Source organism: Pseudocitrobacter sp. RIT415 (assembly GCF_003057695.2).
Lineage (GTDB): Bacteria > Pseudomonadota > Gammaproteobacteria > Enterobacterales > Enterobacteriaceae > Pseudocitrobacter > Pseudocitrobacter faecalis.
The window spans coordinates 30,006-45,276 of record NZ_QBJC02000022.1 but is presented as its reverse complement, the minus strand read 5'-3'; the positions used below and the strand labels follow the sequence as shown (position 1 = coordinate 45,276).

At 55.0% G+C, this 15,271-nt stretch carries 10 protein-coding genes; 1 reads left to right on the top strand and 9 read right to left on the bottom strand.

All coding sequences use genetic code 11. The features are described from left to right. Nucleotides 1-23 precede the first annotated feature (23 nt). The 3 genes from actP to acs form a co-directional block, all read right to left on the bottom strand. The gene (gene actP, locus DBY68_RS18570) at nucleotides 24-1,673 is read right to left on the bottom strand and encodes a cation/acetate symporter ActP (RefSeq protein WP_108476051.1); all 1,650 of its coding nucleotides are present in this window, start codon (nucleotides 1,671-1,673) and stop codon (nucleotides 24-26) included. Beyond that, the gene (locus tag DBY68_RS18565) at nucleotides 1,670-1,984 is read right to left on the bottom strand and encodes a DUF485 domain-containing protein (RefSeq protein WP_108476052.1); all 315 of its coding nucleotides are present in this window, start codon (nucleotides 1,982-1,984) and stop codon (nucleotides 1,670-1,672) included. The genes actP and DBY68_RS18565 overlap by 4 nt, the downstream gene beginning before the upstream one ends. 136 nt (nucleotides 1,985-2,120) lie before the next feature. Continuing rightward, complete coding sequence (gene acs, locus DBY68_RS18560) at nucleotides 2,121-4,079, bottom strand: acetate--CoA ligase (RefSeq protein ID WP_108476053.1); 1,959 nt, start codon at nucleotides 4,077-4,079, stop codon at nucleotides 2,121-2,123. Between the two features lie 413 nt (nucleotides 4,080-4,492). Here acs and gltP point away from each other — a divergent pair, with 413 nt between their 5' ends. Then, the gene (gene gltP / locus DBY68_RS18555) at nucleotides 4,493-5,806 is read left to right on the top strand and encodes a glutamate/aspartate:proton symporter GltP (RefSeq protein WP_108476054.1); all 1,314 of its coding nucleotides are present in this window, start codon (nucleotides 4,493-4,495) and stop codon (nucleotides 5,804-5,806) included. A gap of 175 nt (nucleotides 5,807-5,981) precedes the next feature. Here gltP and fdhF read toward each other — a convergent pair whose 3' ends face one another. The 6 genes from fdhF to DBY68_RS18520 form a co-directional block, all read right to left on the bottom strand. Further along, entirely contained in the window at nucleotides 5,982-8,129 is a 2,148-nt protein-coding gene (gene fdhF, locus DBY68_RS18550; RefSeq protein WP_108476055.1) for a formate dehydrogenase subunit alpha, read from the bottom strand. A 192-nt stretch (nucleotides 8,130-8,321) separates the two neighbouring features. Beyond that, nucleotides 8,322-9,770, bottom strand: coding sequence for an MdtP family multidrug efflux transporter outer membrane subunit (locus tag DBY68_RS18540; protein WP_108476056.1), 1,449 nt, complete (start codon nucleotides 9,768-9,770; stop codon nucleotides 8,322-8,324). Continuing rightward, nucleotides 9,767-11,749 carry a multidrug efflux transporter permease subunit MdtO gene (mdtO, locus tag DBY68_RS18535; RefSeq protein ID WP_108476094.1) on the bottom strand — a complete coding sequence of 661 codons (1,983 nt, stop codon included), beginning with the start codon at nucleotides 11,747-11,749 and terminating at the stop codon, nucleotides 9,767-9,769. The genes DBY68_RS18540 and mdtO overlap by 4 nt, the downstream gene beginning before the upstream one ends. Continuing rightward, nucleotides 11,749-12,780, bottom strand: coding sequence for a multidrug transporter subunit MdtN (mdtN, locus tag DBY68_RS18530; protein WP_108476057.1), 1,032 nt, complete (start codon nucleotides 12,778-12,780; stop codon nucleotides 11,749-11,751). The genes mdtO and mdtN overlap by 1 nt, the downstream gene beginning before the upstream one ends. Before the next feature lie 18 nt (nucleotides 12,781-12,798). Beyond that, nucleotides 12,799-13,065: a YtcA family lipoprotein gene (locus tag DBY68_RS18525; protein WP_108476058.1), complete on the bottom strand. Its 267-nt coding sequence runs from the start codon at nucleotides 13,063-13,065 to the stop codon at nucleotides 12,799-12,801. A gap of 198 nt (nucleotides 13,066-13,263) precedes the next feature. After that, entirely contained in the window at nucleotides 13,264-15,243 is a 1,980-nt protein-coding gene (locus DBY68_RS18520; protein WP_108476059.1) for an alkyl sulfatase dimerization domain-containing protein, read from the bottom strand. Between the last annotated feature and the right edge of the window lie 28 nt (nucleotides 15,244-15,271).

The window sequence follows — 15,271 nt, the reverse complement described above, 5'->3', positions numbered from 1 at the left end:
CCTTGCGACCGGGGAATCTACTGTTAATGCGCACGCCCCTGCTCGACGCCGAGGCCGGTTTGTGAACGGATAAACTGGGCGCGGAACTGCTCGCGCTCAAGGTTACCCTCAGCAGAGTTGTCGGTTGCCGAGAAGAACCAAATCCCCAGGAATGCCACGGTGATGGAGAACAGTGCCGGGTATTCGTACGGGAAGATGGCTTTTTCGTGGCCGAGGATCTGCACCCAAATGGTTGGGCCGAGGATCATCAGCACCACCGCGGTCAGCAGGCCCAGCCATCCGCCCATCATGGCGCCACGGGTGGTCAGTTTTGACCAGTACATGGAGAGCAGGATGATGGGGAAGTTGCAGCTGGCGGCAATGGCAAATGCCAGGCCAACCATGAAGGCGATGTTCTGGTTTTCAAACAGCACGCCCAGCACGATAGCAATCACGCCCAAAATCAGTACGGTGATTTTCGATACGCGCAGCTCTTCACGCTCGGTGGCGCCTTTACGGAAGACGTTAGCGTAAAGGTCATGCGACACCGCAGAAGCACCTGCCAGCGTCAGGCCAGCGACGACCGCCAGAATGGTGGCGAAGGCCACAGCGGAGATAAAGCCGAGGAACAGGTTACCGCCGACCGCATTTGCCAGGTGAACCGCCGCCATGTTGTTACCGCCGATCAGCGCGCCTGCCGCATCTTTATAGACCGGGTTCGCCCCCACCAGCATGATAGCGCCAAAGCCGATGATAAAGGTCAGGATGTAGAAGTAACCCATAAAGCCGGTGGCGTAGAATACGCTTTTACGCGCTTCGCGGGCATCGCTAACCGTGAAGAAGCGCATCAGAATATGTGGCAGCCCCGCTGTTCCGAACATCAGGCCAAGGCCCAACGACAGCGCGGAAATCGGATCTTTCACCAGCCCGCCAGGGCTCATGATGGCTTCACCTTTCGGGTGAACCGCCATGGCTTCAGTGAACAGGTTATTGAAGCTGAAGCCCACGTGTTTCATCACCATAAAGGCCATAAAGCTCGCGCCAAACAGCAGCAGAACGGCTTTGATAATCTGTACCCATGTGGTGGCGAGCATGCCGCCAAACAGCACGTACATCATCATCAGCACGCCCACCAGCACGACCGCGATGTGGTAGTTCAGTCCGAACAGCAGCTCAATCAGTTTACCCGCACCAACCATCTGGGCGATGAGGTACAGCGCAACTACCACCAGCGAGCCACAGGCGGAAAGAATACGAATGGGGCCCTGCTTCAGGCGATAGGAGGCCACATCGGCAAAGGTATAGCGGCCCAGGTTACGCAGACGTTCGGCAATCAGGAACAGAATGATGGGCCAACCTACCAGGAAGCCGAGCGAGTAAATCAGCCCGTCGTAGCCAGAGGTAAAGACCAGTGCGGAAATTCCCAGGAATGAGGCGGCAGACATATAATCGCCCGCAATCGCCAGACCGTTCTGGAAACCGGTGATGTTGCCGCCAGCGGTGTAGTAGTCATTACGCGAACGTACGCGTTTAGAGGCCCAGTAGGTAATCCCAAGCGTAAACACGACGAAAATTAAAAACATAATAATCGCCTGCCAGTTGGTTGGCTGGCGTTGTACGGCACCGCTGATAGCATCGGCTGCGTTAGCGGCGAAGGGTAGTGTGGCGGCAAGCGCCGTCAGGACTCGCTTCATGATGCTTTTACCTCGTGCAGTACCGCGTTGTTAAGACGATCGAACTCACCGTTCGCGCGCCAGATATAAATACCGGTCAGAACAAAGGAGATAAGAATCACGCCCACGCCAATCGGAATCCCCCGGGTCACGCTGGTTCCCGCATGCAGCGGCGTACCCAGCCAGCCAGGCGCGAAGGCAATCAGAAGAATAAAGCTGATGTAAACTGCCAGCATGATAATCGACAGAATGGTGGCAAACCGTTGCCGTTTTTCGACTAACTCCCTGAAACGCGCACTGTCTTCTATCCGCTGATAAATGGTGTCATTCATCACAGAGTCTCCAGAGGTAGGGTTGGGATGTTTTAATTCCCTCTCCCTTAAGGGAGAGGGTTAGGGTGAGGGGGAAAGGTGCCCATGACGGCCCTCACCCCGCCCCTCTCCCACGGGGAGAGGGAGAAAGGCTAAGTTATGAAGGCATGGTGATCGCCTGCTTCTCTTCGAGCAGTTTGTCTACCACGCCCGGATCGGCGAGCGTTGAGGTGTCGCCGAGGTTACTGGTATCACCCGCAGCAATTTTGCGCAGAATACGGCGCATGATTTTGCCCGAACGCGTTTTTGGCAGCGAATCCGTCCAGTGCAGCACGTCCGGCGTCGCCAGCGGGCCAATCTCTTTACGCACCCAGTTACGCACTTCGGTGTACAGCGCCGGCGTCGGTTCTTCACCATGATTCAGCGTCACGTAGGCATAAATCGCCTGGCCTTTAATGTTGTGTGGAATGCCGACCACTGCCGCTTCTGCGACTTTCGGATGCGACACCAACGCCGATTCGATTTCTGCCGTACCCAGACGGTGGCCGGAGACGTTCAGTACGTCATCAACGCGCCCCGTAATCCAGTAATAACCATCTTCGTCGCGACGCGCGCCGTCACCGCTGAAATACATATTTTTGAAGGTGGAGAAGTAGGTCTGCTCAAAGCGCTCGTGATCGCCAAACAGCGTACGCGCCTGTCCCGGCCAGGAATCGGTGATCACCAGATTGCCTTCGGTTGCGCCTTCCTGCGGATTCCCTTCGTTATCCACCAGCGCAGGCTGTACGCCGAAGAACGGACGGCTGGCGGAACCGGCTTTCAGTTCAGTCGCGCCCGGCAGCGGGGTGATCATGAAGCCACCGGTTTCTGTCTGCCACCAGGTGTCGATCACCGGGCATTTCTCTTTGCCGATTTTCTTCCAGTACCACTCCCACGCTTCCGGGTTAATCGGCTCGCCGACGGAACCGAGAATGCGCAGGGAAGAGCGATCGGTACCTTCAATCGCCTTATCGCCTTCCGCCATCAGGGCGCGGATCGCCGTTGGCGCAGTATAGAGAATGTTAACTTTGTGTTTGTCGACGACCTGACACATACGCGCCGGGGTCGGTGAGTTTGGCACACCTTCGAACATCAGCGTAGTCGCTCCGCAGGCCAGCGGCCCGTAAAGCAGGTAGCTGTGGCCGGTAACCCAGCCCACATCCGCGGTACACCAGTAGATGTCACCCGGATGGTAATCAAACGCATATTTGAACGTCGTTGCCGCATAAACCAGATAACCGCCGGTAGTGTGCAGCACGCCTTTGGGTTTGCCGGTTGAACCGGAGGTATAGAGAATAAACAGCGGGTCTTCGGCGTTCATCTCTTCTGGCTGGTGCTGGTCGTCGGCTTTTTCGATCAGGTCGCTCCACCACAGGTCGCGGCCTTCATGCCAGTCAATCTTGCCGCCGGTGCGCTTCAGCACCACCACGTTTTCAATGGTTTTGACGTTCGGGTTTTTCAGCGCGTCATCGACGTTTTTCTTCAGCGGGATCCCGCGCCCGGCGCGCACGCCTTCGTCAGCGGTGATCACCAGGCGTGAACTGGAGTCGATAATACGCCCGGCCACCGCTTCCGGTGAGAAGCCGCCGAAGATAACCGAGTGCACTGCACCAATGCGGGCGCAGGCCAGCATGGCGACTGCGGCTTCCGGCACCATTGGCATGTAAATCGCGACCACATCGCCTTTCTTAATGCCCAGCGAAAGCAGGACGTTAGCGAAGCGGCAGACGTCGCGATGTAGCTCTTTATAGGTGATATTTTTGCTCTGGCTGGCGTCGTCGCCTTCCCAGATAATGGCGGTCTGGTCGCCGCGCGCGTGCAGATGTCGGTCGAGGCAGTTCGCCGCCAGGTTCAGGGTGCCATCTTCATACCATTTGATGGAGATGTTGCCCGGCGCAAACGAGGTGTTCTTAACCCTGGTATACGGTTTCATCCAGTCGAGAATTTTGCCTTCTTCTCCCCAGAATGCGTCAGGGTCGGAGATAGAGAGCTGGTATCTCTGCTGGTATTGCTCCGGGTTGATCAGGCAACGATCTGCAATGTTCGCAGGAATGGTGTGTTTATGTATTTGGCTCATGCTTTTTTTCTCCTTGTAAGATGTTAATAATATGTCGCCAAAAAGTTAATTGTAGGGGTATTGCGAGCTTTGTTTACTATTTGGGCGGCAGATCACGCATTATTAGGATTGTTCAAATAATGTGCATTCGATTCTTTGAAGGGAAATAATTGCCAGGAGTTATTTATGAAAATTGTGTCAAAAAAATATTATTTATAACAAAAACTTATAATAGTTTATTGGTAGAAATTAATGAGAATATGCATGTTTGAAGTGAAAAGCCCTGTTCTTAAAGGGTTGCGCAAGATACCGTCCAGATGATACTGATACTGCGCGTTAAAAAACCCCATAAACAAACGCAACACAAATCATCCCTTTCAAGTAGATGTCATTCCCTTTTGGAATGATAGCTTTCATTGAGGAAGTCTGTTGTTATGAAAAAAACGAGAATCAGCCTCGCCTGGCAGATTTTGATTGCCCTTATTCTGGGCATCCTGCTGGGTAGTTACCTGCATTATCATAGTGATAGCCGTGAATGGCTGATTGCTAACCTCTTATCACCGGCGGGTGATATCTTTATCCATCTGATTAAAATGATTGTCGTACCGATTGTGATTTCCACGCTTATCGTGGGGATTGCGGGCGTGGGCGATGCCAAACAGCTTGGCCGTATTGGCGCAAAAACCATTATCTATTTCGAAGTGATCACCACGGTGGCGATTATCCTCGGGATTACGCTTGCCAACGTCTTCCAGCCGGGCGCGGGCATTGATATGTCGCAACTGGCGACGGTGGATATTTCGAAATACCAAAGCACCACGGCGGATGTACAGAGCCATGCGCATGGCCTGATGGGCACCATTCTTTCACTGGTGCCGACCAATATCATCGCGTCGATGGCGAAGGGCGACATGTTGCCAATCATCTTCTTCTCGGTGCTGTTTGGTCTGGGCCTTTCCTCTCTTCCTGCAACGCATCGTGAACCGCTGGTTACCGTTTTCCGTTCTATCTCCGAAACCATGTTTAAAGTGACCCATATGGTGATGCGTTATGCACCGGTGGGGGTCTTCGCACTGATCTCGGTGACGGTGGCAAACTTTGGGTTCGCTTCACTGTGGCCACTGGCGAAGCTGGTGATTCTGGTTTATGCCGCGATTCTGTTCTTCGCGCTGGTGGTGCTGGGTGCGGTTGCACGCATGTGTAAACTGAGCATCTGGACGCTGATCCTCATCCTCAAAGATGAGCTGATTCTGGCGTACTCCACCGCGAGTTCCGAGAGCGTGCTGCCGCGTATCATCGAGAAGATGGAAGCCTATGGGGCGCCGCCGGCGATCACCAGCTTCGTCGTTCCGACCGGCTACTCCTTCAACCTGGATGGCTCAACGCTGTACCAGAGTATTGCGGCGATCTTTATCGCGCAGCTTTACGGCATTGAGCTTTCCATCTGGCAGGAAATTATTCTGGTGCTGACGCTGATGGTAACCTCGAAAGGGATTGCTGGCGTACCGGGCGTATCGTTTGTGGTACTGCTGGCAACGCTCGGCAGCGTGGGTATTCCGCTGGAAGGTCTGGCGTTTATCGCCGGTGTTGACCGTATCCTCGACATGGCGCGTACCGCACTGAACGTGGTGGGTAATGCCCTGGCGGTGCTGGTTATCGCCAAGTGGGAACACAAATTTGACCGCAAAAAAGCGCTGGCGTATGAACGCGATGTGCTCGGTAAATTTGATAAGAAAGCGAATATGTAACGTTTGCCAATAAAAAAACGGGGATGATTTTCATCCCCGTTTTTGTTGGTTTGCCCCCTCACCCTAACCCTCTCCCAAAGGGAGAGGGAACCGATGGTGCACGTACTTAAATACAGCGCCGGTTTTCACCCTCTCCCTTTGGGAGAGGGCCGGGGTGAGGGGGGGCTCCCCATCATTAACCCAACGCGCTTTCGCGCAGACGGGCTTTCAGCTTGTCGTATTCCTGAATCACATACTGCTCTGCCGCCTGTTGATCCGCAATCGGCTCAACGTTGACCGCACAGTACTTATATTCCGGCGTCTTGGTAATCGGGCTTAAGTTTTCACTCACCAGCTCGTTACACGCGCCAATCCACCACTGGTAGGTCATATACACCGCGCCTTTGTTCGGGCGATCGCTCACCTGAGCACGGGTAATGATTTTCCCTTTGCGTGAATTGACCCACACCAGCGCTTCATCTTCAATGCCGAGGCGTGCTGCATCAGCGGTGTTGATTTGCGCGTAGCCCGGTTCATCCGCCAGCGCGGCCAGTGCCGCACAGTTACCGGTCATTGAACGGCAGGAGTAGTGCCCAACTTCACGCACCGTGGAGAGTACCATCGGATACTCGTCGGTCAGTTTGTCGATAGGCGCAACCCAGTCGCAGGTGAAGAACTGCGCCAGACCGTTTGGCGTGTCGAACTTCTCTTTAAAGAGATACGACGTTCCCTGGTCGGCGTCAGATTCATCGCGGCACGGCCACATGACATATCCCAGCTCGCCCATTTTTTCATAGGTTGCACCAAGGAAGTCCGGGCAAAGATGACGCAACTCATCCCAGATTTCCTGGGTGTTGTTGTAGTGCATCGGATAGCCCATGCGGGTGGCGATTTCACTGATGATCTGCCAGTCGGTTTTCAGGTCCCACTTCGGCTCAACGGCCTTGAAGAAACGCTGGAAGCCACGGTCAGCCGCGGTATAAACCCCTTCGTGCTCACCCCATGAGGTGGACGGCAGAATGACGTCAGCCGCCGAGGCGGTTTTGGTCATAAAGATGTCCTGCACAATCACCAGTTCCAGCTCGTCGAACGCTTTACGCACGGCAGAGAGTTCAGCGTCAGTCTGGAGTGGATCTTCACCCATAATGTAGGCCGCGCGTACTTCACCATGTGCGACGCGGTGCGGCAGCTCGCTGATACGATAACCGGTGTGTTCCGGCAGGCTGTCAACGCCCCAGGCTTTGGCGAATTTCTCGCGGTTTTCCGGGAATTTGACGTACTGGTAGCCCGGATAAGTATCCGGCAGCGCGCCCATATCGCACGCGCCCTGTACGTTGTTCTGGCCACGAACCGGGTTTACGCCGACGCTTGGTTTCCCAAGGTTGCCGGTCAGCATCGCCAGGCTGGTCAAAGAACGCACGGTTTCCACGCCCTGATAGAACTGAGTCACGCCCATGCCCCACAGGATCGCCGCGCTTTTCGCGGAAGCATACATGCGGGCGCACTGGCGAATTTCCTGCGCGCTCACGCCGGTAATGTCCTCGACGGACTCCGGTGTATAGCCTTCAACAATTTTACGGTACTCTTCGAAGCCCTCGGTACGACCCGCAACGAACGCCTGGTCATACAGATTTTCTTCGATAATGACATGCCCGATGGCATTGAGCAGCGCGATGTTCGAGCCGTTTTTCAATGCGATGTGCATATCAGCAATGCGCGCGGTTTCAATTTTGCGCGGATCGCAGACGATAATTTTTGCCCCATTGCGTTTGGCGTTAATCACGTGATTCGCCACAATCGGGTGTGAATCTGCCGGGTTATACCCGAAGATGAACACGAGATCCGTGTTATCAATTTCTGTGATGGCATTACTCATTGCGCCATTACCGACCGACTGGTGCAGACCTGCAACCGATGGGCCGTGTCAGACACGTGCGCAGCAATCGACGTTATTGGTACCAATAACGGCGCGCGCAAATTTTTGCATCACATAGTTGGTTTCATTACCGGTGCCACGCGAGGAGCCGGTCGTTTGAATGGCGTCTGGGCCATATTTTGCTTTGATCGCGCTCAGGCGGTCAGCAACGTAATTCAGGGCTTCGTCCCAGGAGACGGCTTCCAGCTTGCCGCCGCGCTGGCGACGGATCATTGGGCTTTTCAGGCGCGGAGTCAGGATCTGGGTATCATTGATAAAATCCCAGCCGTAATAACCCTTCAGGCACAGCGTGCCCTGGTTGGTTTTCCCCATCGCCGCTTCAGCCTTAACGACTTTCCCGTTATCGACCACCAGGTTGATTTTGCAACCTGAGGCGCAATACGGGCAAACCGTGACGACTTTTTTCATCGGTCTTGCTCCAGTTTCAATCAGCGCGGACGCGCATAACGACCTCATTATGCAGGTTCTATGCCATGTTTTTATTGTGGGTATCCACGGATATTACGGGGATTTTTTAGACAAAACCCTGACGAAAAACAGTCTGTCGTCAGTTTTGACGTGTCGAAGAGGCGCCGCGTGACGGTGCACGCGGCGTGAGGGTTACTTTTGGTGAATGGCCTGATAGCCGCCGCCCAGCGATTTAATGAGCTGGATGTTCTCAATGATCCGATGGGTGTCGAGCATCATCAACGACATCTGTTCCGCCAGTACCGGAAGTTGCGCTTCGGTTGCCTGCAAGCGGCTGCCAAGGCCTTGCTTGTAGGCGGCTTGTGCGGCGGCCTGGGTGTAACGCGCGGCGTCGACGCGTTCGGTCTGCATCACGCGCTGTTCGTTGAGCGTTTGCAGGCGCGAGCCGTTAATCGCCACATCACGAACCGCGTTGAGCACCGACTGGTTGTAGCGCTCAATCAGCATGTTGCTGCTGGCGCGCGTGCTCGCCAGATTAGCGTTCAGACGCCCACCGTCAAACAGCGGCAGACGCAGGCCGGGGATGAAGTTAATCTGCTTGCTCGGGCTTTTGAACATATCCTCAAGGTGGATGGCGTCGAAGCCGAAGAAGGCTTTGATATCGAAGCTCGGATAGAAGAGGGCGCGTGCGGCATCGACCTGGCTTAGTGAGGCTTGTACATACCAGCGCATGGCCTGAAGATCCGGGCGACGAGCGAGCAGTTCATAGGAGAGCGACGATGGCAGCCCGGTATCAACCTGCGGCAGCGCCACCGGTTTGATGTCCGGCATATCGGTCGCACCGATGATGGCGCGCAACGATTCCCGCGTCTCTTTGATTTGCCCTTTTACTGCGGCGATTTGTTTTTCCACCGCCAGTAACTGCGCGCGCGCGCCGTGCCACGGTACTTTCGCCTCCAGCCCCTGCTTCACTTTGCTTTGATGGGCCTGCACCGCGTAATCAATCACATCACGCGTCTGCTCCAGCAAATCAAGCATCTGGTAGTTAGCCTGCTGGCTGTAATAAAGCTGGGCGACGCCGGTGGTCAGCGACAGTTCGACGGCGGCGGTTTCCGCCAGCGCCGCGTTTTTCGCGCCAATGGCGGCTTCCACGGCTGAACGATGTACGCCCCACAAATCGGGATCAAACCCGGCGACTACGCCGACGGTCGCTTCCGTATAGTAAGGGCCGTCCATCCCTAAACGCGGCGCATCCATGGCGTAGGGGCTCAGAAAGCCACTGGCGGAAACGCGCTGGCGGTTCAGCATACCCAGCGCCGCCATTTGCAACCGTGAACCGGCTTCCAGCAGTTCAGCCTGCGATTGCGCTTTCTCTTCGTGCTGCTTTGCTTCGGCCAGCGTATGCGAACCGGCAAGGGTTTTAGCGATCAGCGCATCCAGTTGCGGATCGTGAAATTGCTTCCACCATTGCGCTTGTGGCCAGCCCTGGCTTGCCAGATGAATGTCGTCGGCGAGCTTAATTTGCTCGGGGGCGATCTGCGGGCTCGGCGTGCCATCTTTGCGGATCAACGCACAGCCTGAGAGCAGCGTGGTGGTGCCGAGCAGGCTGCAAATCAGCAAGCGGGAAAAATGTCGGGTCATTGTGGCATAGCTCCTTGCGCCCGCGCGGCCTCTGGGGGCGGCGGGTTGCTCCAGTCGGGTAAAAGAGTGATGTGCTGCGCGGTCGGGTTGGCGTGCGCAGCCGGGCTCAATGTGGGTGTGACGCTACTGTTCTGCGGCAGCCCGCTGGCGTAGGCGTCCAGCGCATCAGCGAGTGCGGCGGCGTAGTGTGCGTCGGGTTGTTTATCCCAGGTATTGAGGATTTCACGCCCCTGACGGATCACCGCCTGGCTGTGGCTGATTAACCGGTCACGTTCATCGACAGGAAGATGACGCTCAAGCGCCACGCGTTCGCACATCTCTTCACTGGCGTTTAACGCGGCGTGGCAGCCGATGCGCAATTGCAGGTAACCGCTGAGCGCCGCGCCGCCCTGGGTATGTGGCAGGCGCATTGCTTTGGCAATCATCGCCAGCGCACTCGCCAGTTTCTGCGGTAGCGCGCGAGCTTCACTTTCAGGCCAGATAAAGGTGTAGATCACCGCAGAGACGGCGGTGCCAATCAGGATCCCAATGGCACGGTCGCGGATTTCTACCAGGTCATAGGTGGGGCCAAACACGTTCTCCAGCGTGGCGAGGGCAAAGGTGACGACCATTTGCGTGCCGATGTAAGAGGAGCGTTCGGAACTGGTCGCCAGCCATGCGCCAAGCAGGAAAATCGGCGCCAGCACGCACAGCAGCTCAACAATATTGTCGAGCCATGGCATGACCAGCAGGGTAAACAGCAGCGCCAGAATCGCGCCGAGAAACGCACCGCCGAAACGCAGCCCCATCTTCTGATAAGAGGAGCCGATACTGGGATTCGCCACGATCACGCAGGTGAGCATGCAGGTGTGGATGCCTTCCCAGTCGACGCCGGAATAAAAGACATAACACACCATGCAGGCCAGTAGCGTTTTCAGGGCATAGCGGATGTAGACCGGATTCGTCCAGGCATCGGCGGCCATCGACGGCTGTTTTGCGGCAGGTGCAGGCGGGGTGTCCGCGGCCATTTTGCCAAGCTGACTCACGGCCTGACACACACCCGCCAGACCGCAACGCTGCGCGGCGGCAAGCTGCTGTTCGTCTGGTTGCCAGTCTCCGCGCCACGCATCACCGACGCGAATGGCCGCACACAGCGCATTCATTTCTGTGGCCAGTGTAGCCAGCAACGCCTGCACCGCCGGATCATGCGCCCAGGCGGCGGTATCAAAGCGGTTAAGCGTCGTGCGCAGGTAAGTTACAGTTGCCACGCAGGTTTGCCACCAGGCGCAATGGTTTTTCCACTCGACGTCGTCCGCCATGCAGAAAACGTTCAGTTTTTGCAGCGCCAGCGCGTCGCGCTCAAGCTGTTTGTCACTGACCGGTAAATCAAGCTGCGTTAAGCGTGTGGCGGCTTCTTGCAAATGTGCGCAAAGCCCGCTGCGCATCTGGCTAATCGCCCTCGCCGGGAACCACAGCACGCCCATCAACACCATCAGCAGCGTCGGGTAAAGCCCGACCACGATGCACCATAACGTCAGGCGCAGCACAATTTCCGGGTAATCAAGCATCCCCGGAAAAGTTTGCCCGTAAATCGCCACAATCGCCACGGCGAAGAACACCAGCCCCAACTTATGGGTACGCATCAGGAACATACAGCCAATAAGGATCAGACTGGCAATGACCATACGCACCAGCGGATAGCCGTAAGACCATTTATAAATCAGGAACAGGCTGCCGATTTCCAGCACCGTGGCGACCAGAAAGAGAATCGCCACAAATTTGGTGTAGAAAGCGTTGGACTGGATGCCGTAAAACAGCACCGCCAGCGAGATCGCCACAAAGGGGATCTCGAAGGTCATGGAGATGAGCACCACCAGTAAGCAGCCCGCCCAGAGCTGCATTGTCTGCGGGAAGCGACCCGGGCGCTGTTCACTGAGCTCTGCATGAAAGAAACCCAGCAGTTTAACCAGTGGGAGCGGCAGATAATCAAGCGCCTTCATCATTGCGGCTCAAGGTTAGCAACCGCTGATGCGCCGATGCGGAACATCTCTTCGTCCGGATTCTCGACCACAATTTTCACCGGAAAACGTTGGGCGACGCGAACCCAGTTAATGGAGCGGGACACGCGCGGCAGGCCGCCGAGAACCATGCCGCCATCATCCGGCATTACACCGTAGCCGATAGAATCGACCTTGCCGGTAAACGTTTTGCCGGAGTCACTCATCAGGCGAAGGGTGGCGGGAGTACCACTGTGGATGTTTTTCAGCTCGGTTTCGCGGAAATTGGCGATCACGTACCAGTGGTGAGTATCAATCAGGGTGAAAACCGGTTTCATGGCCGATGCGAACTGACCGACGCTGGTTTTCAGCGCCACCACGCGACCATCAAACGGCGCGCGCACGGTCGCCATTTCCAGATGCAGCTCGGTGAGTGCGATATCCGCCCGCACCACATCGCGCTGGGCTTCCAGCGCATCGACGCCGCTAACCGCGCTGGCTGCCTGTTTTGCCTGTTCGAGGATAGCATTGAGATCGGCTTCTGCGGCACGTTGCGCTGTCCGGGCCCGGTCAACGTCTTCAGCGGAAACAAAGCCCTGCGCCAGCAGCGGCTCGGTGCGATTCAGCGTTTTGGTCGCCTGGGCGGCGGCGGCGCGCGCTTTCGCGACCGCCGCTTCTACTGAATCAGCGCCGTGCTGTTGGGCATTAACACTGCGCTGCATCAGCATAATTTGTTTGTCGAGCGCTTCAAGTGAGGCTTTGGCTTTCGCCAGGTTGGCTTCATAAGTGCGGGGATCGATGCGCATTAACACATCGCCTTTCTTAACCCGTTGGTTATCGTGCACGGCCATGTCGACAATGCGGCCGCTGACTTCCGGCACGACATCAATGGTGTCTGCATAAACATAGGCATCATTTGTGGAGGGCGCGCTGTCCAGGCGCCAGATGACATAAACCATAACGACAATAGCCGCCATCACCAGAATCAGGGCAGGCGCCTTTTTATTAGTCGGTTTTTTGGGCGTACTTTCCATGTGTGCGTCTCAATAGAATTAGAAGAAGGCCAGCCATAACAGCATGGAGAAAAGGGCGAATAGCGCGGTATAGGCCAGCCCAGGGTAGCCCAGATGCGGCGTGCTGTTCGTGCGAATAAGAATGCGGCGGACGATGAGCGTCAGGATGACGCCGCCAATAATGCAAAAAAGCCAGCCAGGGTAATACGCGCCAATCACCGGTATCGCGGGTGAAAAGGTGCAGCCCGACAGCAAAAACAGGGGAAGCAGAAGCAGCTTGCCTGAAAAAGAAAAAAACCTACCCATGTTTTATTTTCCTGGATAATAAATGGAGCTATTAATATTCCTGTTAATTTTGAATAAAAGTCGCCCGGTTGAACTGAAAAGTATAATCAGCGCGAACACGGCAAAATTGATTTAACTTGCGGAATTGATTATCCGGCCAGTGAATAATTCGAGTGCCCCGGCATAAGCCGGGGCACGTTTATCACGTTTTCAAAATGATTAATTCGGCGTGACAATATTTGTCCACAGCTCGAATTTATCCATGCAAGAAATAATTTCATTTAATTTATTAGCGTTGCCAATAATTTTCACTTTCTTCGCTTTCACCAGATCGGCCATTTTTGCCTGACCCACCAGTACGTCGTGCAGATCGCTACGGCTCATATAGAACGACGCATCAACTTTCGGTTGCAGGGTTTTACGGTAGTTCAGTACGCTGTTTTCCAACGATAAATTCATATTATCGTTATTGGAGAAATTAAAGTTCAGGCTGATGTTTTTACCTGCGGCTTTCTCGCTATCCAGACGTACTGCCAGGTAATCCAGCAGCATCTCGACGGTCATGCCCTTGATGGTGTCGGAAGAGGCAGTGCTGGCGTGTTCGAATTTTTTCACGCCTTCACGCAGCTCTTTTGCGCCGGTCAGGTAGAAACCGCGCCAGGTGGCGGATTCAGCCTGATAGCCGAGCTGTTCGAAGGTGTCGGCCTGCAGATTTTTCGCAACCTGGTCGCCCGGATCGGCTGCAATCACCTGTTTCAGCAGTTCAGATGCCCAACGGTAGTCACCCTCATTGTAGGCTTCACGCGCGAGGTTGATAGCATGTGCGGAGCCGCCCAACGCTTTGACATAACGTTTACCCATATCCACCTGACCATACGGATTCAGGTTCGCCGGGTTACCATCGTAGTAGCCGAGGTAGAAGTTATACACCGCGCGGGCATTATGACTGACAGAACCATAGTAGCCACGGCTGGCCCAGTTTTTATCCAGCGTTTCCGGCAGATGAATCATATTGCCGATTTCATTCATGGTGTAACCCTGATTCGCTAAATGCAGCGTCTGGTCATGAATGTACTTGATGGTGTCACGATATTTGCCAATGTAATCATTGATGTGCTGATTTCCCCACACCGGCCAGGTGTGCGGCATAAACAGTACTTCGGCCTGCGAGCCCCATTTATCCAGCGTTTCGTTCAGATAATCAGTCCACTTCGCGGTATCACGGGTTTTCGCGCCGCGCAGGGTGTAGAAGTTATGCAGGGTGTGGGTGCTGTTTTCCGCTGTACACAGGGCTTTCAGCGCCGGAATGTAGAGGTGCATTTCAGACGGCGCTTCGCTGCCTGGTGCCATCAGGAATTCGAAATCCAGACCGTCGATCGTGAGTTTTTCACCGGTTTTGGTGACGGAGTGCGTCGGAGCAATAATGCTCGGGTCGCCGGTGGCGAGCGTTACGCCGAGGCCGTTGCCGATATTACCCTGGGCATTATGCGGCAGCAGCAGCCCATAAGAGTACAGCGCGCGGCGGCTCATGATATTCCCCGCCAGCACGTTTTCGCTGATCGCCTCCTCCATAAAGCCTTCCGGGGCGATGATCTGCACTTTGCCAGCTTTCACATCGGCTTCAGAAACAATCCCTTTTACACCGCCATAGTGGTCTGCATGGCTATGGGTATAAATAACCGCCACAATCGGCTTCTGCGGGCGGTGTTTGAAATAGAGATCGAGACTGGCTTTGGCGGAGTTGGGGGTCACCAGCGGGTCGATGACGATAATGCCGGTATCGCCTTCAATAAAGGTGATGTTGGAAATATCCTGGCTGCGCACCTGGTACATGCGGTCAGTCACTTTAAACAGCCCGGAGATGCCATTGACCTGTGCCTGACGCCACAGGCTTGGGTTGATGGTGTCCGGTGCTGGCGCATTAATATCAAACTGATAATCCAGCGCACGATAATAAACTTTACCGTCCGGTGTTCTTAATTTCCCTTCATCAAGCAATGGCGCGATAAAGCCACGCTGGGCGTCTTCAAAATCCTGGCGATTGTTAAATGGGAGGGATTGCTGATATTGCTGATTGACGGATTTCGTAAATGTACTGGCGTCTTTAGCGGTTTCTGCCGCACCCACCGATTGGCTCATTAGTGCCATAATGGCGGTCAGCGCCAGGCAGGTTTTGGTTAATTTGAATGTTCCATTCATAAAATATCTAATCTCCATTTAATTATTT

Bases quoted from the DNA above. Each gene is read 5' to 3' on its own strand.
- DBY68_RS18525 (WP_108476058.1), bottom strand. From the start codon at position 13,065: ATGGGTAGGTTTTTTTCTTTTTCAGGCAAGCTGCTTCTGCTTCCCCTG.
- DBY68_RS18520 (WP_108476059.1), bottom strand. From the start codon at position 15,243: ATGAATGGAACATTCAAATTAACCAAAACCTGCCTGGCGCTGACCGCC.
- DBY68_RS18565 (WP_108476052.1), bottom strand. From the start codon at position 1,984: ATGAATGACACCATTTATCAGCGGATAGAAGACAGTGCGCGTTTCAGG.
- acs (WP_108476053.1), bottom strand. From the start codon at position 4,079: ATGAGCCAAATACATAAACACACCATTCCTGCGAACATTGCAGATCGT.
- DBY68_RS18540 (WP_108476056.1), bottom strand. From the start codon at position 9,770: ATGACCCGACATTTTTCCCGCTTGCTGATTTGCAGCCTGCTCGGCACC.
- mdtO (WP_108476094.1), bottom strand. From the start codon at position 11,749: ATGAAGGCGCTTGATTATCTGCCGCTCCCACTGGTTAAACTGCTGGGT.
- gltP (WP_108476054.1), top strand. From the start codon at position 4,493: ATGAAAAAAACGAGAATCAGCCTCGCCTGGCAGATTTTGATTGCCCTT.
- actP (WP_108476051.1), bottom strand. From the start codon at position 1,673: ATGAAGCGAGTCCTGACGGCGCTTGCCGCCACACTACCCTTCGCCGCT.
- mdtN (WP_108476057.1), bottom strand. From the start codon at position 12,780: ATGGAAAGTACGCCCAAAAAACCGACTAATAAAAAGGCGCCTGCCCTG.